Origin of the sequence: Rhodococcus sp. JS3073 (genome assembly GCF_026810085.1) — a bacterium.
Classification (GTDB): domain Bacteria; phylum Actinomycetota; class Actinomycetes; order Mycobacteriales; family Mycobacteriaceae; genus Rhodococcus_F; species Rhodococcus_F wratislaviensis.
In genome coordinates this window covers 5378336-5400783 of record NZ_CP113951.1, presented here as the reverse complement: position 1 = coordinate 5400783, position 22448 = coordinate 5378336, and the positions used below count along the sequence as shown (strand labels likewise).

General features: G+C 67.9%; 18 protein-coding genes and 1 pseudogene. 11 read left to right on the top strand and 8 right to left on the bottom strand.

Annotated features, from left to right (window positions below):
• The first annotated feature begins 33 nt into the window (after positions 1 to 33).
• The 4 genes from paaZ to OYT95_RS24305 are packed head-to-tail and all read left to right on the top strand — an operon-like array spanning position 34 to position 3755.
• On the top strand, positions 34 to 2073 hold the full coding sequence (gene paaZ / locus OYT95_RS24320; protein ID WP_268789336.1) for a phenylacetic acid degradation bifunctional protein PaaZ: 2040 nt from the start codon (positions 34 to 36) through the stop codon (positions 2071 to 2073).
• Positions 2070 to 2387 carry an EthD family reductase gene (locus tag OYT95_RS24315; RefSeq protein WP_268789335.1) on the top strand — a complete coding sequence of 106 codons (318 nt, stop codon included), beginning with the start codon at positions 2070 to 2072 and terminating at the stop codon, positions 2385 to 2387. The genes paaZ and OYT95_RS24315 overlap by 4 nt, the downstream gene beginning before the upstream one ends.
• Before the next feature lie 7 nt (positions 2388 to 2394).
• The gene (gene paaI / locus OYT95_RS24310; protein WP_268789334.1) at positions 2395 to 2808 is read left to right on the top strand and encodes a hydroxyphenylacetyl-CoA thioesterase PaaI; all 414 of its coding nucleotides are present in this window, start codon (positions 2395 to 2397) and stop codon (positions 2806 to 2808) included.
• A gap of 50 nt (positions 2809 to 2858) precedes the next feature.
• On the top strand, positions 2859 to 3755 hold the full coding sequence (locus OYT95_RS24305; RefSeq protein ID WP_268789333.1) for a Vgb family protein: 897 nt from the start codon (positions 2859 to 2861) through the stop codon (positions 3753 to 3755).
• Between the two features lie 28 nt (positions 3756 to 3783).
• On the opposite strand, the gene OYT95_RS24300 is transcribed toward OYT95_RS24305, so the two are convergent.
• Together OYT95_RS24300 and OYT95_RS24295 are read right to left on the bottom strand one after the other, a co-directional pair.
• The gene (locus tag OYT95_RS24300) at positions 3784 to 8256 is read right to left on the bottom strand and encodes an AAA domain-containing protein (RefSeq protein ID WP_268789332.1); all 4473 of its coding nucleotides are present in this window, start codon (positions 8254 to 8256) and stop codon (positions 3784 to 3786) included.
• Between the two features lie 159 nt (positions 8257 to 8415).
• Positions 8416 to 8538, bottom strand: coding sequence for a hypothetical protein (locus tag OYT95_RS24295; RefSeq protein WP_268792345.1), 123 nt, complete (start codon positions 8536 to 8538; stop codon positions 8416 to 8418).
• A 21-nt stretch (positions 8539 to 8559) separates the two neighbouring features.
• Between OYT95_RS24295 and OYT95_RS24290 the strand changes: the two are divergent.
• Positions 8560 to 9138, top strand: a pseudogene (locus OYT95_RS24290) (beta-mannosidase); the annotation flags it as partial.
• A 10-nt stretch (positions 9139 to 9148) separates the two neighbouring features.
• Here the strand turns inward: OYT95_RS24290 and OYT95_RS24285 are convergent.
• Positions 9149 to 9760, bottom strand: coding sequence for a malonic semialdehyde reductase (locus tag OYT95_RS24285; RefSeq protein ID WP_268789331.1), 612 nt, complete (start codon positions 9758 to 9760; stop codon positions 9149 to 9151).
• Between the two features lie 75 nt (positions 9761 to 9835).
• Here OYT95_RS24285 and OYT95_RS24280 point away from each other — a divergent pair, with 75 nt between their 5' ends.
• Entirely contained in the window at positions 9836 to 10174 is a 339-nt protein-coding gene (locus tag OYT95_RS24280; RefSeq protein WP_037231070.1) for a winged helix-turn-helix transcriptional regulator, read from the top strand.
• Positions 10175 to 10203: 29 nt separating this feature from the next.
• Here OYT95_RS24280 and OYT95_RS24275 read toward each other — a convergent pair whose 3' ends face one another.
• The gene (locus OYT95_RS24275; protein ID WP_128641139.1) at positions 10204 to 10956 is read right to left on the bottom strand and encodes a GntR family transcriptional regulator; all 753 of its coding nucleotides are present in this window, start codon (positions 10954 to 10956) and stop codon (positions 10204 to 10206) included.
• Positions 10957 to 10987: 31 nt separating this feature from the next.
• Positions 10988 to 12139 carry an acyl-CoA dehydrogenase family protein gene (locus OYT95_RS24270; protein ID WP_268788951.1) on the bottom strand — a complete coding sequence of 384 codons (1152 nt, stop codon included), beginning with the start codon at positions 12137 to 12139 and terminating at the stop codon, positions 10988 to 10990.
• A 179-nt stretch (positions 12140 to 12318) separates the two neighbouring features.
• On the opposite strand from OYT95_RS24270, the gene OYT95_RS24265 reads away from it, so the two are divergent.
• The 3 genes from OYT95_RS24265 to OYT95_RS24255 are packed head-to-tail and all read left to right on the top strand — an operon-like array spanning position 12319 to position 15408.
• Positions 12319 to 13167 (top strand): HpcH/HpaI aldolase/citrate lyase family protein, encoded by an 849-nt coding sequence (locus tag OYT95_RS24265; RefSeq protein ID WP_268789330.1) that lies wholly within the window; start codon positions 12319 to 12321, stop codon positions 13165 to 13167.
• A complete protein-coding gene (locus tag OYT95_RS24260) occupies positions 13164 to 14171 on the top strand; it encodes a MaoC family dehydratase (protein WP_268789329.1) in 1008 nt (335 codons plus the stop codon). Before OYT95_RS24265 ends, OYT95_RS24260 begins: the two co-directional genes overlap by 4 nt.
• Positions 14172 to 14196: 25 nt before the next feature.
• Positions 14197 to 15408, top strand: a complete 1212-nt coding sequence (locus OYT95_RS24255) for a CoA transferase (protein ID WP_268789328.1) — start codon at positions 14197 to 14199, stop codon at positions 15406 to 15408.
• Positions 15409 to 15457: 49 nt separating this feature from the next.
• On the opposite strand, the gene OYT95_RS24250 is transcribed toward OYT95_RS24255, so the two are convergent.
• Genes OYT95_RS24250 through OYT95_RS24240 form a run of 3 tightly spaced genes read right to left on the bottom strand, consistent with a single transcriptional unit; the run spans position 15458 to position 19454 of the window.
• Complete coding sequence (locus OYT95_RS24250) at positions 15458 to 16654, bottom strand: fumarylacetoacetate hydrolase family protein (protein ID WP_268789327.1); 1197 nt, start codon at positions 16652 to 16654, stop codon at positions 15458 to 15460.
• A complete protein-coding gene (locus OYT95_RS24245; RefSeq protein ID WP_268789326.1) occupies positions 16651 to 18120 on the bottom strand; it encodes an aldehyde dehydrogenase (NADP(+)) in 1470 nt (489 codons plus the stop codon). Before OYT95_RS24245 ends, OYT95_RS24250 begins: the two co-directional genes overlap by 4 nt.
• On the bottom strand, positions 18117 to 19454 hold the full coding sequence (locus tag OYT95_RS24240; protein ID WP_268789325.1) for an enolase C-terminal domain-like protein: 1338 nt from the start codon (positions 19452 to 19454) through the stop codon (positions 18117 to 18119). Before OYT95_RS24240 ends, OYT95_RS24245 begins: the two co-directional genes overlap by 4 nt.
• Before the next feature lie 183 nt (positions 19455 to 19637).
• Here OYT95_RS24240 and OYT95_RS24235 point away from each other — a divergent pair, with 183 nt between their 5' ends.
• Entirely contained in the window at positions 19638 to 20375 is a 738-nt protein-coding gene (locus OYT95_RS24235; RefSeq protein WP_037231055.1) for a GntR family transcriptional regulator, read from the top strand.
• A gap of 201 nt (positions 20376 to 20576) precedes the next feature.
• Positions 20577 to 21911 (top strand): MFS transporter, encoded by a 1335-nt coding sequence (locus OYT95_RS24230; RefSeq protein WP_268789324.1) that lies wholly within the window; start codon positions 20577 to 20579, stop codon positions 21909 to 21911.
• Positions 21912 to 22448: the final 537 nt, after the last annotated feature.

Sequence of the window (22448 nt, the reverse complement as noted above, 5' to 3'; positions counted from 1 at the left end):
AACCGACCGAACGTACGGTGAAATGGAGTTGTCGTGAGCAAGTTACTGGAAAGCTACGCCGCCGGACGCTGGTACACCGCGCCGGACGAGGGAACCCCGCTGCTGAGCGCGGTCGACGGCTCCGAGGTGGCGCGCATCTCCGCGACCGGACTCGACCTCGGCGAGATGGTGACCTACGCCCGCGAGGTGGGCGGACCGGCGCTCGCGAAGCTGACCTTCCACGAGCGCGCCGCCGCCCTCAAGACGCTCGCCCTCACCCTCATGGCCGGCAAGGACGAGTTCTACGCCCTCTCCACGTCCACCGGCGCCACCAAGCGCGACTCCGGCGTCGACATCGACGGCGGCTTCGGCACCCTCCTCAGCTACGCCAGCAAGGCCAGGCGGGAACTCCCCAACGACACCGTCTACCTCGACGGCGCGCTCGAGCAGCTGGGCAAGAAGGGCACGTTCCTCGGCCAGCACGTCTACACCTCCCGCCGCGGCGTGGCCGTCCAGATCAACGCGTTCAACTTCCCGGTGTGGGGCTTCCTCGAGAAGCTCGCCCCCGCGTTCATCGCCGGCGTCCCGTCGATCGTCAAGCCCGCGAGCCAGTCGGCCTACCTCACCGAGCTCGTGTTCCGTCGCATCATCGAGTCCGGGCTGCTGCCCGAGGGTTCGGTCCAGCTGCTGTCGGGGAGCGCGCGCGGGCTGCTCGACCACCTCGGCGGGCAGGACTCCGTGGCGTTCACCGGATCCGCCGACACCGCGGCCACCCTGCGGGCGCATCCGAACGTCGTCGGTGAGGGGGTCCACTTCAACGCCGAGGCCGACTCGCTCAACGCATCGATCCTCGGCTCCGACGTCGAACCCGGCAGCGAAGAATTCGACCTCTACGTCAAACAGCTCGTCACCGAGATGACGGTGAAGGCCGGCCAGAAGTGCACCGCCATCCGGCGCGCCCTCGTGCCGTCCGCGTTGATGGACGACGTCATCGCTGCGGCAAAGGCCCAGCTGTCCCGTGTCGTGGTCGGCGACCCCGACGCCGAAGGCGTCACGATGGGCGCCCTCGCCAGCCTCGAGCAGCGCGACGAGGTCCTGAAATCGCTGCGCGGCCTGACCAAGTCGGCGCAGATCGTGGTCGGCGACCCGGAGAACTTCGAGGTCGTCGGCGCCGACAAGGCGACCGGGGCATTCCTGCCGCCGATCCTGCTGCGTTCCGACGACAAGGACGCCACCGAACCCCACGACATCGAGGCCTTCGGTCCCGTCAGCACCGTCATCGGATACGACAGCACCGACGAGGTCGTCGAACTCGCCGCCCGCGGCAAGGGCAGCCTCGTCGCCTCCCTCGTCACCCGCGATTCCGCACTCGCCCGCGACATCGTGCTCGGCCTCGCCCCGTTCCACGGCCGCGTCCTCGTCCTCAACCGCGACGATGCGAAGGAATCCACCGGCCACGGTTCACCCCTGCCCGTCCTCGTGCACGGCGGTCCCGGACGCGCAGGCGGCGGCGAGGAACTCGGCGGCATCCGCGGCATCCTGCACCACATGCAGCGCACCGCGGTCCAGGCCACCCCGGACATCCTGACCGCGGTCGGGAACAAGTGGGTCACCGGTTCGCAGCGCAATGACGACGGCATTCACCCGTTCCGGAAGAACCTCGCGCAGTTGCGGATCGGCGACACCATCGTCGGCGGCCCCCGCCAGGTCACCCTCGCCGACATCGACCACTTCGCCGAGTTCACCGGCGACACGTTCTACGCCCACACCGACCCCGAGGCCGCGGCCGCCAACCCGCTGTTCGGCGGCATCGTGGCCCACGGGTACCTCGTCGTCTCCCTCGCCGCCGGCCTGTTCGTCGAACCGAATCCCGGTCCCGTCCTCGCCAACTTCGGCGTCGACAACCTCCGGTTCCTCACCCCCGTCAAGGCCGACGACAGCCTCACCGTCACGCTGACCGCGAAGCTCATCACCCCGCGCAGCAGTGCGGACTACGGTGAAGTCCGTTGGGATGCAGTCGTCGTCAACCAGGACGGCGATCCCGTCGCAACGTACGACGTTCTCACCCTCGTCGCCAAAGGAGAAAACGCATGAGCTTCAAGGTCGCCGTCTGCTACGGCCACCCCGATGACCCCGAGGCGTTCGACGCCTACTACCGCGACACCCACATGCCGTTGGCCCGCAAGGTTCCCGGACTGTCCGACTTCACCTGGGGCAAGTGCAGCGCCCTCGACGGCGGGCAGCCGCCGTACTACGCGGTGGCGAGCCTCGTGTTCCCCGACGCCGCCACCATGCAGTCCGGGTTGCAGTCCGAGGAGATGAAGCAGGCGGGCAAGGACGTCCGCAACTTCGCCACCGGCGGCGTCACCATGTACGTCCAAGAAGAAGAATCCGTCTACAACCAGTAGGAGAACCATGACTGTCGACGCATCCGCGGAATGCGGTATCGCGCGGAAGATGTTCGAGGCCGACAACGCGTCCCAGGCGCTCGGCATCGAGATCCTCGAGCTCAGCCCCGGTCACGCGGTCGCGTCGATGGTAGTGGGTGAGACCATCGTCAACGGCCACGGCATCACCCACGGCGGGTTCGTGTTCACCCTCGCCGACACCGCCTTCGCGATGGCGTGCAACGGGTACGACACTCCCGCCGTCGCCGCCCGCGCCGACATCCGGTTCCTGACTGCCACCCGCCTCGGCGACACCCTCGTCGCCGAGGCCGTGGAGCGGGCCCGCTACGGGCGCAACGGCATCTACGACGTCACCGTCCGCCGCGGCGACGACGTCATCGCGGAGTTCCGCGGCGACAGTCGTGCGCAGCCGCGCCCGTGAGTACTTATTAACCGCGGGACGTTAACAAGTACTCACAGGGGGAAGCACATATGGGTTCACAGATTCTGGAGTTCGCTGTCGGCGACGAGAGGTCGGGACCGTATGCGATCACGGCCGGGCCCGACCAGGCCCTGTGGCTGACGCTCGTCCACGCCGGACGGATCGCCCGCCTCACCGTCGGCGGCGAAGTCGACACGTATCCGCTCGACACCGCGGAGTGTGGGCCCACGATCATCACGTCGGGCCCGGACGACGCCCTGTGGTTCACGCGATACCGCGACCACCGGATCGGACGGATGACGTCGGACGGCACGACCGATACCTTTCGAACCCCCACGACGGACAGCGGCCCGTTCGGCATCGTCGCCGGCCCGGACGGGGCGCTGTGGTTCACCGAGACGAATGCCGACCGGATCGGGCGGATCACCACAGACGGGCAGATCACCGAGTTTCCCCTGCCCACGGACGGCGGGTTCCCTTCGGCGATCACGTCGGGCCCGGACGACGCGCTGTGGTGCACGCTCAACCAGGCGAACGCAATCGGACGTATCGACGTCGACGGCAACATCGTGGTGCATTCTCTGCCCACTCCCGCCGCCGGACCGGTGGGGATCACCCGCGGGACCGACGACGCGCTGTGGTTCGTCGAGATCGGCGCCGGGCAGATCGGCCGGATCTCCGTCCACGGCCGGATCGACGAGTTCGCACTCCCGGACCGCTCGGCCCGACCTCACGCCATCGTCGCCGACCCCGACGGCGGTTGCTGGTTCACCGAATGGGGCGCAAACCGCATCGGGTACATCGACTCTAACGGCGCCATCACCGAATACGACTTGCCGACACAGTCTTCGGAACCACACGGGATCGCCGTGGGGCCGGACGGTGCGGTCTGGGTGGCGCTGGAGATCGGACGTGTTGCGCGCCTCGCGCCCGTGAGTACTTGTTAACCGCCCGCGGTTAACAAGTACTCACGGGTCAGGTGACGGGGGCCGCGTGCTTTCCGCGCTCGGACGCGGCAGCGGCGTCGCGCGCCGCCCGCTCGGTGGCGGCCGACTCGATGGCGATCGCGTGATCCACCGCGTGCGGCGCGATGCCCAGGTTGTCCAGCGTGTCCCACAGACTCGACAGGGCAGTCTTCGGGTCGAGGTAGTACTCCGACTCGCGGACGCGCCAGAACGTCCAGCCGCACCGTTTGAGTTCCTGCTCGCGTTCGAGGTCCGCGATCCGCTGTTCCGGGGTGGTCGAGAACGCATCGCCGTCGCATTCGACGGCGAGTCTCATGGTGCCGCCGGTGACGACGAGGTCGATGCGCCGATTGTTCACCTCGACTTGGGAATTGACGTGATAGCCGCGTTCGGCGATGTCGTTGAACACCCGCTGCTCGAGCAGGTTGTCGAACGGCGGGATCCGGACGTCGCGGTCGACGTCCTGCGGCATGGGATCCGCCGGTGCCGGCGACGTCGACATCATGTAGCTGAGCAGGGAGTTACGCAGGTCGGCCCGCTTCAGTTCGTCGACGGTGACGGAGTGGAACAGCCACAGCTGATCCTGCGCCCGTGAGGCCGCGACGTTGAACCGTCGCTTGTACTGGTTCGCCGTCAACGGTGCGAAGTTCTGCTCGGGTCCCACGACCATCGACAGGAAGACGACGCTCCGTTCGTCGCCCTGGAAGTCGGGCGGCGTCCCGACCCGCAGTCGCCGCTGCTCCCACTGTTCGATGCCGATGCGTTTGACGAGCTCGGTCCGGATGGCGTCGACCTGGGACTGCCCCTGCAGCACGACGATTCCGAACGTCTTCCCGTCGTAGCGGGGGTCGACGAGGCATTCGATGAGCTGGTCGACGAGGGCGGCGGCCTCGACGTGGTTGGTCAGCGTCGAGTCCTTGCCCGACACGGTGGCGTCGGATACGTACGTATGTTTCAGCGGCGGAAGCCGGTCCGCGCCGAACTGCCGCACCGGGACCAGCGGCAGTTCGCCGTAGAACTGGGTGCTGGACCAGTTGATGATCTCGGGCATCGAGCGGAAGTGCTCGCGGAGCCGGACCACCTGCCCGAAGCTCGTGCGCAGGATCGAGAACAGGCTCGACCGCGGTGTGAGCGTGGCCTGGACGTACTCGGGAAGGTCCGGCAGGTAGGCGTCCAGCCGGGTGAATACGTCGTCGAGGGTGCCGGTGGTGGGGATGTCGGCGGGTGCGCACTGCTTGTCGTCGCCGACGACGATCACCCGCGGCGCCAGCCACAGCAGGAACAGGTTGGTGATGTCGGCCTGGCTCGCCTCGTCGACGATGACGACGTCGAAGCTGCCCGGCACGGGCGGGATGGACGCGAGCACCTGTTGCAGCGGCATCACCCACGCGGGGACGGCGCCCTGTGCCTCGCCCATCGCGGATCGTGCCGCGCTGCGGTACTTCTCGGCGTACTTCCCGGCACCTGCCCCGATGCTCGAGATGTGCTCGCGGTACGTCTGCAGGGCCCGGACCTGATCCGCCGTCAGATGTTCGAGGCAGTCGCGCCAGGCGGTGGCCGCCGCGAGCCGCGCCGTCAGGTGCGCGAGGTCCGCGTCGACGGCGTTGAGTTCGGCTTCCAGTTCCTGTTCGCGACCGGCACGGTGCTGCTCGGTGACCCATTGGCGGGCACGGCGCCACGCCCAGGCCTCCGCCATCTGCCAGCTCATCTCGTCCCACTCGGTGAGCGCCGCCGTCCTGCGCACCAATTCGTACAGTGCCGGGGCGACGGGTGAGAGTTTGTCGGACAGTTCGTCGAAGAGCCGCTGATCCTGCTGCTCGACGCGGGCGATCGCGTAGCGGCTGAGGGCATCCGAGAGGGCCGCGTTGTCGGCCTGATCGAGCGCCGCCACCAGGGCGGTGCCTTCCGGCGACGGTCCCGCGTCGACCTCGGTGGAGACGGCCGAGACGATGGCGTCGAGTTCCGCACGGGCACTGTCCACATCGGCGCGGGTGGTGATCGCCTCTGCGGCCCCGGCCACCGCGACGGCGTCCGCGAGGGTGCGGATCCGCGGGGCGTTCGGGGACAGCGCGAACAGTTCGCGGGCCAGCGCGTCGCGGGCGACGAGCAGGGCGCGCACCCGGGCGACCCGGCCGACGATCATGTTGAGGCTGTCGACCTGGACGGCGCGGGAACCGTTCATGTCCACCGGAATCCGAAGATCTGCCAGCAGGGTGGCGGCGGTCTGCGCCGCGTCGTGGGCGCGCAGGTGCTCGGTCACGAGCCGCACCGTGGCGGCGGTCGTGGCGGGTGCCCCGTCGACGGTGGCGTCGAGGCCGAGTTCTTCGACGGCCTTCTGTTCCTCGCTGCGACGGAAGCGCGCCTTCCACTCGACGGCGCCGGATTCCATCGCGACGGCGAGTGCACCCACCGCCTGCAGGGCGGGTCGGGTCATGACGGCGCACTGGACGTCGTGCGCACCGATGTAGCGGTCGGCGGCAGCGGCCGCCTCGACGATCGCGGGCAGAGCGTCCAGACGACCCCACAGGTGCGTCGCCCGGCCGGAGAGGACCGTGTCGGCGAGGCTCTGGAACTGACCGTCCAGGTCGAGGACGTCGTGAGCCCGGGCCTGCAGTTCCTTGCAGTGCCGGCGAACGGTGTACGCGGTCTCGGGGTCGACGCCACCGAGGACCTCGAGCAGATGCGCCGACTGCGGGGTGTCGATGGGGACGCTGGTCGAGGCCCGCGAGCAGAGCCGTTCGAGTTCGGCGCGGTTGGGCAGCAGGGGGTCGAGTGCGGGAAGCGTCTGCCGGGAGCGTTGCGCCCGCTCGGGGGACGCCGTCACGCACAGCCGGCGTAGCGTCTCGACCTCGGTGCCGGTGAGGGGCGGCTGCTCGGACAGCAGCGGACCGGGAAGCCACTCGAAGGCGTCCTGCAGGCCCATGACCTTGCGGACGATGGTGGCGGCGGTGCCCTCGTAACCGTCCGCGACGGCGTCGTGGAGGTAGGTCTCGGACTCGCGCAGCGCCTTCACCTGCTCGAGCACGACGGCCCGCTTCTGCACGGCCTCGTCCCGCTGCGCACGGAGGTCGGCGATCTTCTGGCCCTCGCTGTGCGGGTTGAACGACGACTTCCGTTCGGCGATCGTCGCGACGCTGCGGGTGAGCTCGTCGGAGCCGCCGCGGGACAGGTCGGTGATGGAGACGCACAGTTCCTGCATCTCGGGCGGGAGCTTGTCCCTCAGCACCCGGAGCGCCTGCGCCTTCTCGCTCGTGACGAGCACCCGCTGGCCGCGCGCGAGCAGCGCCGACACCAGGTTGGCGATCGTGTGGGTCTTGCCCGTGCCGGGCGGGCCCTCGACCACCACTCCGCTGTCGCCGCCGAGCCGCTCGATGATCTGCGACTGCTCGGCGTTGGCCGGAAGCGGGAAGAGGGGGTCTTCGGCGAGCGTCGACGAGGTGGCGGCGCCGGTGCGCTCGAGCCACGACAGCCGGTCTGCCGGTTCGATTGCCTCGACCAGCTGCGCCAGTCCCAGCGGAACGGTCGCGCCGTCGCGGTCGAGGTGGGAGATCATCTGCTCGTAATACTCGACCAGGGCGAACGCGCTGCGCTTCCGCAGCACCAGGGCCGGCGACAGCGTGAGGGTGCCGTCGGCGTGGGCGTCGGGCGGCCGGACGCCGTCCCGCACCGTGACGGGGGTCATCAGCGATTTCGGCGCCCACTCCGCGAGCAGTGTGCGCACGCCGTCGCTCAGCGGCGACGCGGCGGTGTCTTGCAGTTGTTTCTGCAGCGGCATCGCGTGCGCGCTGTCGTAGACGTCCAGTCCGGTGAACAGCTGGGAGTCCTCGAGCCGGGGCTGGGAGCCGGCGATCAGCCGCACCAGCAGGTCGCCGGTGCGGGGGTCGCGGTGGATGCTCGCGGACTGGGTGACCAGGTGGGTCTGGACGCCGCCGTCCGGACCGGCGCCCGCCAGGGTCAGCAGACCGGACGCGAGAACGAGTTCGATCGACTCGGGTCGGGCGTTCAGTTCCTGCAGCATCCGCTGCAACGACTGGTACAGATCGGCGTGCGGGCGACGCTCCCGGTCCGCCGTGGCCCACGCCTGCCAGCGCGGGACGTATGCGTCGAAAGCCTGCCGGACGTCGTACGCGCGGCGCACGTCGTATTCCTCGTCGGAGTCCTCGGCGTAGGCGTCGGACGCGTTCAGTTCGAGATCGGAACGCGAACTGTCGGAGCGGGCCGACGCGTCCACCCAGCCGGCAAGGACCGTGGGCAGTTCCGGTGGATCCTCGACGCCGATGAGGGGCACGCGCAGGACGATGTCACCCTGCGCGGCGGCGGAATCGAGTTGGATCGTGCGGCCGTCCTGATGCAGCCATTCGACCTGTTCGTGCTGGTCGACGCGGAGAACCGGCTTCGTGCGAGCCCTTACGATCTCACGCAGGAACTGCAGCAGGCGCTGGACGCGGCCTGCGAGCTCGGCGTCGTTTTCGGGACTCGACAATGTAAACCTCTGCGAATTCTCGGTGATCACGTGCGCTTGCCCCCGCCGTGCACACTATCGGGTCGAGGGGGTGAAGTTCGAGGCGTCGTCCCCTGGCAGAGCGACTGGACGGTCGCTCGAGGTGCCGATCGGACGCCAATCGGTACCGACCGGTCTCTACTATTCATCCATGAGGGAATCCCGTATCGCGATGATCGCGGCGGTGATCGCGACGGTCGCATCGACGGCGTTGGGAGGTGGTGCCGTGTCGGCTGCGGCTCCGGCGCCGGGGGCCCGGGTCACGGCCTCGTCCGACGGGTTCGCGTCGGGGAGCCGGAGACCAGTACGTGCACGGAAGCCGACTGCTCGTGGTGGACGCGCTCGTGCGAGCCGGGCGCGGCGCAGGTGCTGCGCGATTTCTTCGACGCCGCGGGCGCCGAGGTGCGCGCCCGTGATCCGCGCACCCTGATCACGGCGGGTTTCACCGGCGGTGGCCAGTGCGGAACCCAGGGCGACGAGTACCAATTCGTCTCGGCGTCACCGTACGTCGACGTCGCGCAGTACCACGACTACGGTGCCGACGGCGTTCCACTGCCCGGCGATCAGTGGAACGGCCTCGCCCGGCGCCTCGATCAGGCTGCGGCACTGGGCAAACCGCTCCTGGTCGGCGAGATCGGCGAACTCGCCGGATCGTGTGCCACCCTGACGGACCGGGCGACGCACATCGCCGCCAAGCTCCAGGGGCAGCGGGACGCCGGAGCCGCGGGGGCGCTCCTGTGGGCGTTCGTGCCCGACCCCCGGCCCGCCGACTGCACGTACGACATCGGTCCCACCGACCCACTGTGGGACGTGGTGGAGCAGTTCGGCAGCTGGGGGCCGGGCACCGCGCCCGCCGACTCATAGGTGTGGATCGTCAAGCCCAGGAGACGGATTCCTCCGGGTCGAGTCTGGGCAGCCGGTCGAACCACGGGTTCTCGCCCGGGTGGCCGATGTTGACGACGAGGGTCGAGTGCCACTGTCCGTCGGGGAAGAACTCCTTGTCGAGCCCGTCGGCGTCGAATCCGGCCATCGGTCCGGCCGCCAGACCCAGCGACCGCACGGCGAGGATGAAGTAGCCGGCCTGGAGGGCGCCGTTGAAGTCCCCGGTCTGCTTGCGCATCGGCTCGTTCGCCTCGAACACGTCGCGGAGTTCGGGACGGAACGGCAGCAGCGCCGGGATGTGATCGTGGAAACGTGGGTCGACCGCGAGGACGGCGACGGCAGGCGCCGACGCGGTCTTCGCCTTGTTCCCCTCGTTCATGTGCTCCACCAGACGAGCGCGGCCCTCGTCGGTGCGCACGAACAGGACCCGGAGCGGCTGCGTGTTGGCCGCCGTGGGCGCCCAGCGCGCGAGTTCCCAGATCTGCGCGAGTTCCTCGTCGCTCACCGGAGTCGGAGCGAAGCTGTTGGCGGTGCGCGCCTCTGTGTAGAGCAGCGCCCGTGCTGCCTCGTCGAGCCCTGTACCTGCAGTGATTGCGTGAGTCATCGACTCCCTTTCTGCTTGTTACTTCTAAAATACTAGTTGCAGGGTCGATGCTAGCACCGTTGCTAGGGTGGAGGTATGGCTGACGACGGCGAAGTGACGCACGAACCCCGTGCCTGCGACGCGGCACTCGCACGCGCCTTCACGTTTCTCGGCAAGCGCTGGAACGGCGTGATCCTGGGCGTGCTGATGGAGGGACCGTCCACGTTCTCGGAGTTACGCCGCGGAGTGGGCGGAATCAGCGATTCGGTGCTGTCCGACCGGCTCGCCGAACTGGCCTCGGCCGGTCTCGTGCTGCGCTCGGTGGAGGAGGGCCCACCGGTCTCGGTCGCGTACGAACTCACGCCGGCGGGCCGGGCGCTCCTGCCGTCCCTGAACGCCCTGACGGCCTGGGCACGCGAGAATCTGCCCGCCTAGCCGGATTCAGGCGACAAAGACGCGGACGGTCAGCGTCCGCCGCGTCGCAGGGTCACGCGATAGGTGTAGTGCTCGGGCAGGAAGTAGCTGACCGCCAACTCGACGGTCCGTCCCTCCGAATCGGAGTAGAGGCGGTCCACCCGCAGCATCGAATGGCCCTCGGGGCAGCCGAGTTCGCGGGCCACGTCCCCGGGGGCGGGTGCGACCGTGATCGATTGCGCCGCCTCCACGATGGGGCTCCGCAGGTGCGGCTCCAGCAGACCGATGATCGTGTACGCGCTGACAGCGCCCTCGGACATCTCGGGCGCGTCGACGACGAGCCGGGCGATCTCGTCGGGAAGATACACGGTGGTCAGCACGAACGGGGTGTCGTCGTGGCGTCGCCGGAACACGACCGTGTGGACGAGGTCGGTGTCGAGGCGGAGCCTGCTCGCCGCCTCGATGTCGACCCGGCGGCGCAGGGGGGAGACCACCTCCATGGTGGTGTCCGTGGACAGATTCATCAGATCCTCGATCGACCCCAGCTGACGCAGGTATCGGCCGTCGGACTCCGCTGCGAACGTCCCCCGGCCCGGGACCCGGTAGACGATGCCCTCGGCTACCAGGTCCTGGAATGCGCGTCGCACGGTCTGCCGGCTCACGCCGTGCTGTTCCGCGAGCTCGAATTCGGTGGGGAGCTTGATGCCACCGCGGTACTTGCCCGCGGCTATGTGTTCACGGAGCTGCTTCGACACCAGCTGGTACGCCGGCTCCGTCTCTCGTTCTCGTTCCCTACCGTTCATCGCGCACCGATCCTACGTGCAGGTTGCCGGACTACAGACCGCCCCGCGACACGAGTTGCGAGACGATGACGTTGCGCTGGATCTCGTTGGTGCCCTCGCCGACGATCATCAGCGGGGCGTCGCGGAAGTACCGCTCGACGTCGTACTCGGTGGAATAACCGTAGCCACCGTGGATCCGGACCGCGTTGAGTGCGATGTCCATCGCCACCTCGGACGCGTACAGCTTGGCCATCCCGGCCTCCATGTCGCACCGCTCGCCGCTGTCGTACTGCTCGGCCGCGTGCCAGGTCAGCTGCCGGGCGGCGGTCAGCTTGGTCGCCATGTCCGCGAGATAGTTGCCGATCGACTGGTGCTTCCAGATCGGCTTCCCGAAGCTCTCCCGCTGCTGCGCATACGCGAGGGAATCCTCGAGCGCCGCCGTGGCCACACCGAGGGCCCGGCAGGCCACCTGGATGCGTCCGGTCTCGAGGCCCTTCATCATCTGCGCGAACCCCTTGCCGGGGGTGCCGCCGAGGATCGCTGTGGCGGGGGTGCGGTAACCGTCGAACGACAGCTCACAGGTCTCGACGCCCTTGTAGCCGAGCTTGGGCAGATCCCGCGACACCGTCAGACCGGGACCGTGCTCGACCAGGACGATCGAGATGCCCTTGTGCTTGGGGCTCGCCTGCGGGTCGGTCTTGCACAGCAGCGCGATCAGGCCGGACCGCCGCGCGTTGGAGATCCACGTCTTCGAACCGGTGATCACCAGGTCGTCGCCGTCGGTCTTGGCGTTGGTGGACATCGCCTGCAGATCCGACCCGCCGCCGGGCTCGGTCAGCGCCATCGTGGCCCGGATCTCGCCGGTCGCCATCTTCGGTAGGTACTGCTGCTTCTGCTCCTCGGTGCCGTATAGCGACAGCAGCTTCGCGACGACGGTGTGCCCGCCCATCGCCCCGGCCAGGCTCATCCACCCGCGGGCCAGTTCCTGGGTCACCTGCGCGTAACAGGGCATCGACACCGGTGATCCGCCGTACTCCTCCGGGACCGCCAGACCGTAGATCCCGATCTGCTTCATCTGCTCGATCCACTTCTCGGGGTACTCGTTGGCGTGTTCCACCGCCTGCACCGTCGGCTTCACGTCGCGGTCGATGAAGGCGCGCACCGTCTCGACCAGGTACGCCTCTTCCTCGTTCAGCTTGCCCATCACTCCACCTCGCACTCGCACAACATTTGTACGGCCATAATCCGATAATGTCTGCCTAAAGTCAACGATCGGTCTTGACATGATGGCTGCGCCGCTGCCAGCATCAGTAGCGCAGCCCTACCGGGCTGGCCGTACATATCAGCCCGACCCGGGCTCCCGGACGCTAGGAATGAAGCATCGTGCAGAACCTCACCCGCAGGCGCGCCGTTCTGGTGGCCCCCGGATCCGACGAACGCAAGGCCGTCAAGGCGCTCCGGTCGACCGCCGACGAGGTGGTCCTCGACCTCGAGGACGCCGTCGCCTCGGCCAGGAAGGCCGACGCCCGCGACCTCGTGCGCCGTCTCGTGCGCGAGTCCGACGGCTCCCGGGCCGTCTCGGTCCGCATCAACGCGCTGACCACGCCGTGGGCCGAGGATGACCTCGCCCTGTGCGCTTCCCTCGGCGACGCACTCACGAGCATCGTGGTTCCCAAGGTGGAGACAGCGCAGGATCTGGCGCACGCCGATCGGGCTCTCGCCGGTACCGACATCGGGTTGCAGGCTCTCGTCGAAACTCCGGTCGGGGTGCAGAACATCGGCGACATCACCCGGGCCGTCGCCCGGCTCGAGTCCGTCATCATCGGCTACGCCGATCTCGGGGCGGCCCTCGGTCGTTCCCGCTCAGCCCTTCCCGAGCACTGGCTCGCGATCCAGGACGGCGTCCTCGTCGCCGCCCGCGCCGCGGGCATCCAGGCGATCGACGGACCGTTCCTCGGTATCGCCGACGACGACGCCTTCCGTCACTCGGCCGTATGGACGAGCGCGCTCGGGTTCGACGGGAAATGGGTCATCCATCCCGCCCAGGTCGATTCGGCTGCGTCGGCCTTCACCCCCACCGACTCCGCCGTCGAGGACGCACGCCGCGTGATCGACGCACTCGCCGCCGCCGAGGCCGCGGGCAGCGGGGCGGCGCAACTCGACGGGCAGATGCTCGACGAGGCCGTCGCGGTGGCCGCACGACGGGTCCTCGCCCAGGTAGGTGCACAGTGACGATCACGCAGACGTACGTCGGTGGACCGTACTTCGACGAACTCGAGGTGGGGCAGGTGTTCGACACCGCACCCGCGGTCACCCTCACCAGCGGCCTCGCCGCCGCCCATCAAGCCATCCTCGGCGACCGTCTGCGGCTGCCTCTCGACGCGCACCTGTCCCGGGCCGTCACCGGATCCGGGGACGCCGTGGCGAATCCCGGCCTCGTCTGCGACGTCGCCATCGGACAGTCCACGCTCGCCACGCACCACGTGAAGGCCAACCTGTTCTACCGCGGCCTCCGCTTCCACCACTTCCCCCATCTCGGCGACACCCTGTACACCCGCACCGAAGTGGTGGGTCTGCGCGAGAATTCGGCGAAGCCCGGACGCAAACCCACCGGGCTGGCGGCACTGCGGATGACGTCGACGGACCAGGACGGCCGCACCGTCCTCGACTTCTACCGCTGCGCCATGCTCCCGCTGAGCGAGAACCCCGACGAGGACCGCGTCCGCAAGTCCGACGACCTGTCCGCGATCGGTCCGCAGACGGAGCAGTCCTTCGCCGCACCCGAGGGCTGGGACCTCGACCGCTACCGCGACAAGGTTCCCGGACAGCACTTCTCGACCGACCTCGCCGGCGCGGTCCTGCGGAGCAGCGGCGACGTGGTCTCGAGCGCCCCCGAACTGGCGCGCCTCACCCTCAACATCGCGGCCACCCATCACGACGAACGGGTCGGCGCGGACGGACGTCTCGTCTACGGCGGGCACACCATCGGCATCGCGCTCGGGCAGGCCACGCGCGCCCTGCCCAACCTCGTCACGGTCCTGGGCTGGAAGTCCTGCGACCACACCGGTCCCGTTCACGAGGGCGACACCCTCACCAGCGAACTCGAGATCGAGAGCGCCGAGGCGTTGCCCGACGGTGGCGGCGTACTGCATTTGCGTTCACTCGTGTTCGCGCACAACGCCGCAGCGTCCGACGTTCCCGTCCTCGACTGGCGTTTCACCGCCCTCATGGCCTGACCTCCACCATCAAGGAGCTTCTCTCGTGACTGCCCACACTCCCCTTGCCGGACTTCGGATCGTCGAGGTCTCCAGCTTCATCGCGTCCCCCCTGTGCGGGCTGACACTGTCTCAGCTGGGGGCCGAGGTGATCCGGGTCGATCCCATCGGCGGCGCCGCCTGCTACAAACGCTGGCCGGTCACGAGTGACGGCGAGAGCATCTACTGGGCCGGCCTCAACCGCGGCAAGCGGTCCGTGGCCGTCGACATGCGCAGTCCCGAGGGGCAGCAGCTCGTACAGCAACTGGTCGCGGCCCCCGGTGCGGGTGGCGGAATTCTCGTCACCAACGCCGGTGGCCGTGACTGGCTCGATCACGACGCGCTCAGGGCGCTGCGCTCCGACGTCATAACCCTCGAAGTCCTCGGTGGCTCCGACGGTTCCCCCGCCGTCGACTACACCGTCAATGCGGGGCTCGGCTTCCCGTCCATCACCGGTCCCACCGATCACGCCGGCGTCGTCAACCACGTCCTGCCCGCGTGGGACGTGGTGTGTGGGCTGTACGCCGCGCTGGCCGTCGCCGCCGCCGTCCGGCACCGCGACGCCACCGGCGAGGGCACCCACATCCGCCTGCCGCTCGAGGACGTCGCGCTGGCCACCGCCGGCACCCTCGGCTACCTCACCGAAATCCAGATCAACGGCACCAGCAGGCCGGCGACCGGAAACTCCGTCTACGGTACGTACGGAACGGATTTCACCACCAGCGACGGCGAACGGTTCATGATCGTCGCTCTCACCCCGCGGCACTTCCGTGACCTGGTCGCCGTCACCGGAACCACGACCGCCGTGGAGGCACTTGCCACCGCACTCGACGTCGACTTCGCGCGTGACACCGATCGCTTCACCCACCGCGACGTCCTCACCGCCCTTTTCGCCCGCTGGTTCCGCGAACACACCGCGGCCGAAGTGGCCGAGGCGCTCTCGAAGACGTCCGTGCTCGCCGAGCGCTACCGCACCTTCGAGGAAGTCGTGAAGTCCGGGGAGCTCGAGAAGAACCCGATGTTCACCCCCCTCGACCAGCCGCGGATCGGCACCTACCTCGCCTCCGGGCATCCCGCATCGTTCGACGGCCACCACGCCACCGTGGCGCCCGCCTCCGCGGTCGGCGACGACACCGGGAGCGTGCTCCGGGACCTCCTCGGCAGCTCCGACTCCGACATCGCCAAACTCCTCGACAGCGGCATCGTCGGCGGGAAGTAAGCGTCGGGCAGACCGGGGCCTCGGCGCCCCGCTCTGCTGCGAATTTCGGCTACACAGCGGCGGCGGTGGTGGTGGTGGCCGCCGCCGGACGGGGTACCGATTGGGTGTGGAGGTAGTCGAACAACTGGCGTAGTCCGAACGACCAGTCCGGCAAGATCGCGGTGTCGCCGACCTCGTTGATCAGTGAACCGAGATGTTTACTGCTGATGGTGACGACGTCGCCGGCCTTGTGCGTGAAGCCTTGCCCTGGCAGGTCGCGATCAACGGTCGGAGCGAAAAGGGTTCCTGTGTAGAGAGCGAAACCGTCGGGGTACTGGTGGTGATCACCGGTGGTGGCCGAGACCAGTTCCTCGAACGGGCGGCTGATCCGGGCGAGGCTGTTCGCGCCCTCCATCGTGAATCCGTCCGTGCCGTCGACGCGAAGCCGAATCTCTTCCGACCGGACGGTCTCGAGAGTGAACTGCTCATCGAAGAGCCTGACGAACGGCCCGAGCGCACTCGAGGCGTTGTTGTCCTTCGCCTTCCCGAGAAGCAATGCGCTGCGGCCTTCGACGTCCCGCAGGTTCACGTCGTTTCCGAGCGTGGCTCCGACGATGCTGCCGACCGAGTTCACGATCAGGACCAACTCGGGCTCCGGGTTGTTCCATGACGAGAACGAGGGGATGCCGATCTTCGAACCCAAACCCACCGACGACAGCACCGGCGCCTTCGTGAACACCTCCGGATCGGGTCCGATCCCCACCTCCAGGTACTGCGACCACAGTCCCTCCTCGAGGAGGATGCGCTTGGTCGCTGCCGCCTCGGACGATCCCGGCCGCAGCGTGGAGATACTGCCCCCGATCGCCTGCCCGATCAGCGCCCGGACCTCCGCCGCGCGGTCCGGATTACCCGCAGCCCGCTCCTCGATGACCCGCTCGATCATGCTCTCGACGAACGTGACGCCGCACGCCTTGACCACCTGCAGATCGACCGGAGCGAGGAGACGGGCTCGGCTCGGATCCCGCGCGAGGGACGCGTCTATCAGGTCGGCGAGGTGCCAGCGCGGAGTGGTTGTCGCGTCGTCGACATCGCTGACGGCGGTGGGTGATTCGAGTAGTTCGGAGACGGTCGCAGCGATCGTGGTCAGGTCGAAGACGCTCCCGTCGCGGATCGCGACCACCCGGGGCCCGCCCGTCTCGATGTCCCACACCCTTCCGATCAACCGGGCCTGGTCGACGTCCTCCGGCAACACCTGGTCGAGAGTCATCGCTGGATCCCCGTTCGCCCCGGACGACGCCACTCGCCGTCGACCCGCTGTGCGATTCCCCACGGGTTTGCGTCCTGCAACGGTTCGGGCAGCCGGGACGGGGGGAAGGACTGGTACGCGACCGGACGGAGGAACCGACCGACCGCCGCGGTGCCCACGGACGTGGTCGTCGAGGTGGTTGCCGGATACGGACCACCGTGGTGCTGTGCGTAGCTGACCGTCACACCGGTGGGCCAGCCGTTCCACAGCACCCGGCCACTGATGTCGGCGAGGACGGCGGCCAATTCGCTGACGTCGTCGTCGTCATCGGCCTGCAGTGTCGTGGTGAGCTGGCCTTCCAGAAGCCGAGCGAGCCCTACGAGTTCAGCCGCGTCACCGTATTCGACGACGAGGCTTGCGGGACCGAACATCTCCTGCCGCACCAGTTCCGGGTTCGCCCGAACGTGCGCTGCGGTCGTGCGGAGCACGGTCGGGGCGGGCGGCGTCGCGCAGTTCCCGTCGACGATCGCGTCGACGCCGGGCTCACTCCTGACCGCGGTCACCGCCGCGCGGTACCCGTCATGGAGGCGATCGTTGAGAAGACGGGTCGGCTCGAAACCCTCGAGGGCACGGGACAGGACTGACACGACGGCACCGATGTCGCCGGCCGGCACGAACAGCAGGCCCGGCTTGGTGCAGAACTGGCCCATGCCGAGAGTGAAGGATTGCGCGTAGCCGGTAAGGATGTCGTCGCGGCGGCGCCTCCACGCGCTCTCGGTGACGAAGACCGCGTTGACTCCGCCGAGTTCGCCGTAGAAGGGAATGGGTTCGGGACGCGCCGATGCCCGGTCGAAGAGTGCGCGGCCGCCGGCGGTGGATCCGGTGAATCCGATGGCCTTGACCAGCGGGTGATCCACGAGGGCCTCGGCTGCGGGACGCCCCGTCACGAGCGCGAAGAGTCCGCTGGGTGCTCCGGCCGTCTCGAGGGCGGTGACCACGACCTCGGCTGTGCGCGCGGCCAGATCGAGGTGCCCGTCGTGCGCCTTGTGGACGACGGCGGATCCGGCGGCCAGCGCCGAGGCGCTGTCACCACCCATGACGCTGAACGCGAACGGGAAATTCGATGCTCCGAAGACACCCACGACGCCCAGCGGCACATTGACGCGGCGGATGTCCGGCCGCGGCCCCATCCCCCATGTGTCGTCGGCGTGGTCGATGGTGGCGTCGAGGTGCTCGCCGCGCCGGATCTCGTCGGCGAACAGGCGGAGCTGGAAGGTGGTGCGCCGCAGTTCACCCTGAAGCCGAACCGTTCCGAGATGGGTTTCGCCGGCAGCGATGTCGATCAAGGCCGGCGCATCGCTCTCCAGGCCGTCCGCGACGGCCTCGAGCCAACTCGCGCGGGTGTCCGGTGTGACGGTTCGTGCCTTCTCGAAGGCTGCGTGGGCCGCTTCTACCGTCCGACCCAGATTCTCGATGCTCGTGGTCACGACGCCACTTCCACTTCGGTCGCGGTGGTTGCTGCGCGGCCGTTCACCTCGCGCCAGCCGGCACCGTCGGGGAACACCCAGTGGTCCTTCGATGCCGTGAGCATCTCTGCACCGATTCCCGGCAGCGTGGGTGCGGCGTAGCGGCCACCTACGATTCGGACGGGTTCGGCGAAGTGCTCGTGCAGGTGATCGACGTACTCGATCATGCGTCCCTCCTGTGAACCGCTGACGGCCGCGTAGTCGAAGAACGAGAAGTGCTGGACGAGTTCGCACAGCCCGACACCACCGGCGTGCGGGCAGACCGGTACCCCGTAGCGCGCGGCCAGCAGCATCGTCGCGATGTTCTCGTTGACCCCCGCGACCCGCGTGGAGTCGAGTTGGAGGACGTCGATCGCCTGGGCCTGCAGCAACTGTTTGAATACGATGCGGTTCGCGACGGCCTCTCCCGTGGCGACGCGCGTCGGCGAAACACCCTTGCGGATGTCGGCGTGGCCGAGGATGTCGTCGGTGCTGGTCGGTTCCTCGATCCAATACGGCTCGAACGGTGCGAGCCGGTTGACCCACTCGATGGCCTCGGCAACCTCCCATCGCTGGTTGGCGTCGATCGCGATCGGCAGATCGCCGACGGCCTCCCGTGCGAGGGCGAGGCGACGAAGATCGTCCTCGACACTCCCGCCGACCTTGAGCTTGATCATGGAGAAGCCTTCCGCGGCCGCCTCCCTGCTGAGGCGCACGAGCTTCTCGTCGCTGTAACCCAACCACCCCGGCGACGTCGTGTAGGCGGGGTATCCGTCGGCCTGCAACGCGGCGATACGGTCGTCCTTGCCTGCGCTTGCACGCTGGAGGATGTCGAGTGCTTGCGCGGGATCGAGTGCGTTTCGGATGTGCGTGTAGTCCACGACGTCGACGATCTCCTCCGGGGCCATCGTGCTGAGCAGCAGCCAGAGCGGCTTACCCTCTCGCCGAGCGCGAATGTCCCACAGCGCGTTGATCAATGCCCCGCAGGCCATCTGACTGACGCCCTTCTCCGGGCCGAGCCACCGCAGCTGCGAGTCGTGGACCAACCTCTTGGATGCGGCGCCGAGATCGAAGATCAATGCCTCGACGTTCCGGCCGATCAGCAACTGCGCATAGGTGTCGATGGCGTGGGTGATGACGTCGTTACCGCGACCGCAGGTAAAGACGAAGCCGTGCCCCTCCTCGCCGTCGTCCGTGCGGATCGTGATGTAAGCGGCGGAGTAGTCGGGGTCGACGTTGACGGCGTCCGAGCCGTCGAGTTCCAGCGACGTCGGGAACCGGACGTCCGCGGTCGTGATGGAAGCGATGCGAGACATGGGCACTCACTTTCAAGGATCGTATAGGAATTGCCATAATCATATAGGGCGCGTGACGGGCGTCAACCCCCATTGCACTGCTGGTCGACAGGGAGCGGGCTCGCGGCGTATACAGTCGGCAGGTCGATATGCCCGTGACCTGCACAGCACCGTCGCGGCCCAGAGGAGCAGAGAGAGGTAACCATGCCCCGGCGAGACGCGTCCGATGCTCCGAAGGCAACGCCGAAAGTGGCGGCGGGCGAGGTCTATTCCGCTCTCCGAGACTCCATCGTGGCCAGCGAGATACCGCCGGGCACCCGAATGAACATCGACGCCATCGCGCGCGATCTCGGGGTCTCACAGACGCCGGTCCGCGAGGCGCTGCAGCGACTCGAGGGTGACAACCTGGTGGTCTACAGCCCGGGCCGCGGGTACAGCACCACTCCGCTCCTCGAATTGCCCGAACTCCGATCACTCTTCGAGTTCCGCCTACTCGTCGAGCCGTGGGCCGCACGATCAGCGGCAGTAGATCGCCTCGCGAACCCCAGCGACCGCCTCGATCGGGAGTTGGACGCCTTCGAGCGCCGGGTCGACCTGGGCGGAGATCTACGCCAGGACCTCGTCGCCCACGACACCCTCTTCCACGACACCGTCCTCGGCGCCGCCGGCAATCGCGTGGTCCAGCAGGCATTCGTCCAGACGCATTGCCATTTGCACATCTTCCGGCTCTACCCCGCCGATGTCGACGGAACGGTCACCGTCACCGAACATCGCCGAGTGTGGGAAGCAATCCGCAACTGCGAACCGGAGGCGGCCGAGCAGGCGATGGCCGACCACATCCGGAACTCCTTCACGAGATTCGCGCAGGCATTCGACGGCACACTCCCGGCCCTCGACCCGGCTGCGACGAAGCCGTCGTCCGCGATGCGCATCGTCCGTTAGCCGCCACTCCCGAACGACCCAGTGCCCGCGGGTCCGGCTTCGACGGGCGTCACCTCCACCCTTGACAGTGATGGCGATCACCTGATTCCATGCTCCCTATACGATCACGACGGTTCCTATACGATTCCGTTCCGATCGACACCTTCCCCCCCTCGGCACTCGACATCCGAGGACACAATGGTCAGGTCAGGGAGACCCCACATGAGTACTGCAGTAGGAAGTGCATCCGATGTGAAAGCGCCACGGACCATGACGCGCATGCGCTGGGCCGTCATCTGGCTCGCATTCGTCGGACTCAGCATCAACTATCTCGACCGCTCGAGCCTGAGCGTTGCTCTGCCATTCATGGGCGAGGACTTCCACCTCACCGGCACCCAGCAGGGCTTGATCTTCGCGGCCTTCTTCTGGGCCTACGACGTGTGCCAACTCGCCGCAGGGTGGTACGTCGACAAGGTCGGGCCACGGCGGTCGTTCACCATCGCCGCCTTGTGGTGGTCGGTCTGCACCATGGCCACCTCACTGGCTCGCGGATTCGGCTCACTGTTCGCGGTCCGCTTCCTGCTCGGTGTGGGCGAGAGCCCAGCCCCGAGCACGTCCGCCAAGGTCGTCGCCACCTGGTTTCCGAAAAGCGAGCGCGCATTCGCGACGAGCATCTGGGATTCCGGCTCTCGCGTCGGCGCCGTGATCGCGCTGCCGATCGTCACGCTCGTCATCTCGATCACCACCTGGCACGGCGTGTTCATCATCATCGGCGCACTCGGTGTCGTCTGGGCCTTCGCCTGGTGGAAGATCTACCGCAGCCCGCAGGAGCACCCCCGGGTCGACGCCGCCGAACTCGCATACATCGAGGACGGCGGCGCCCGCACCGCAGGCAACGACGACGCCGTAGCCGCGAAGCTGCCCTGGCGGTCCCTCTTCCGCTACCGCACGATCCTGAGCATGATGTTCGGCTTCTTCTGCCTGAACAGCGCCATCTACTTCTTCATCACCTTCTTCCCCAGCTACCTCGTCAGCGAACGCGGATTCGACCTCCTCAAACTCGGCATGTTCGGCGCTCTGCCGGGTGTGTGCGCCGTCGCGTGTGGCTGGCTCGGCGGTCTGGCCGCCGATCGGGCAGTACGCCGGGGGCACTCGATCACCCGTGTCCGCAAGACCCAGATCGCCGGAGGCCTGACCGGCGGCTCCGTCATCATGTTCGCAGCGGTCGTCCCCGAAGCCTGGATGGCGTTGGCACTCTTGTCACTTGCCTACTCGAGCCTGACCATCGCTGCCACCGGAATCTGGTCCCTTCCTGCGGACGTCGCACCGAGCTCGAACCACGTCGGGTCCATCGGGGGAATCCAGAACTTCGCCTCGAACCTCGCCGGTATCTTCACCCCGGTCGTCATCGGAGTTCTCGTCGACCGGACCGGGTCCTACATCGCCCCGCTCGCCGTCATCGGAGCGGTCGCACTCCTCGGCGCGGCGAACTATCTGTTCATCATGGGCAAAGTGGAGCCGCTGAAAGTCGAAGACACCATCACATCTCGGAACTGACCGTCGGTCGATCGAGACACTCGTGCAGACGACCTGAAACAACAATGTCCCCCGGCACCGAAAGGGCCGGGGGACTTGCCGATTAACGGTCAGAACTTGCCCGCTGGTCCGCCGCCTCGGCGGACAGTTCGCCCAATGTCACACCAGTGCAGTCAGACTGAACCAGTGCGACATCGGTCGAAGCGAACACAGGCAAGGTCCGCTCAGTGCGCCATGGAGTCACTCGCTACAACACCTTCGAGGAAGTCGTGAAACCCGCGTTCGTTCGAACGTACCGGTCGGGGCTTGCAATCGGTCCGCGCACGTGCGGCCTAGCTCCGGCCTCTACCTGAGCGTGGCAGCCGGTGTCAGCACCACTCATCTGGCACAGCGGTTCAAGGGACACATCGGCGTCACGCCGAAGCGGCTGGCCCGCACCTACCCTTCACCGTCACCGTGTTCGCGATCAACCCCGCCGGACCGATCGACTGAGCCGACCTCGCCGGTGGCGCAGGCTACTTCGACCAAGCCCACTTCGGCCACGAGTTGCGGGCGTTC

Coding starts and splice junctions, on each gene's coding strand:
- OYT95_RS24240 (WP_268789325.1), bottom strand. CDS start 19,454: ATGTCTCGCATCGCTTCCATCACGACCGCGGACGTCCGGTTCCCGACG.
- OYT95_RS24315 (WP_268789335.1), top strand. CDS start 2,070: ATGAGCTTCAAGGTCGCCGTCTGCTACGGCCACCCCGATGACCCCGAG.
- OYT95_RS24250 (WP_268789327.1), bottom strand. CDS start 16,654: ATGACTCTCGACCAGGTGTTGCCGGAGGACGTCGACCAGGCCCGGTTG.
- OYT95_RS24280 (WP_037231070.1), top strand. CDS start 9,836: ATGGCTGACGACGGCGAAGTGACGCACGAACCCCGTGCCTGCGACGCG.
- OYT95_RS24230 (WP_268789324.1), top strand. CDS start 20,577: ATGAGTACTGCAGTAGGAAGTGCATCCGATGTGAAAGCGCCACGGACC.
- OYT95_RS24305 (WP_268789333.1), top strand. CDS start 2,859: ATGGGTTCACAGATTCTGGAGTTCGCTGTCGGCGACGAGAGGTCGGGA.
- OYT95_RS24235 (WP_037231055.1), top strand. CDS start 19,638: ATGCCCCGGCGAGACGCGTCCGATGCTCCGAAGGCAACGCCGAAAGTG.
- OYT95_RS24285 (WP_268789331.1), bottom strand. CDS start 9,760: ATGACTCACGCAATCACTGCAGGTACAGGGCTCGACGAGGCAGCACGG.
- OYT95_RS24275 (WP_128641139.1), bottom strand. CDS start 10,956: ATGAACGGTAGGGAACGAGAACGAGAGACGGAGCCGGCGTACCAGCTG.
- OYT95_RS24270 (WP_268788951.1), bottom strand. CDS start 12,139: ATGGGCAAGCTGAACGAGGAAGAGGCGTACCTGGTCGAGACGGTGCGC.
- paaI (WP_268789334.1), top strand. CDS start 2,395: ATGACTGTCGACGCATCCGCGGAATGCGGTATCGCGCGGAAGATGTTC.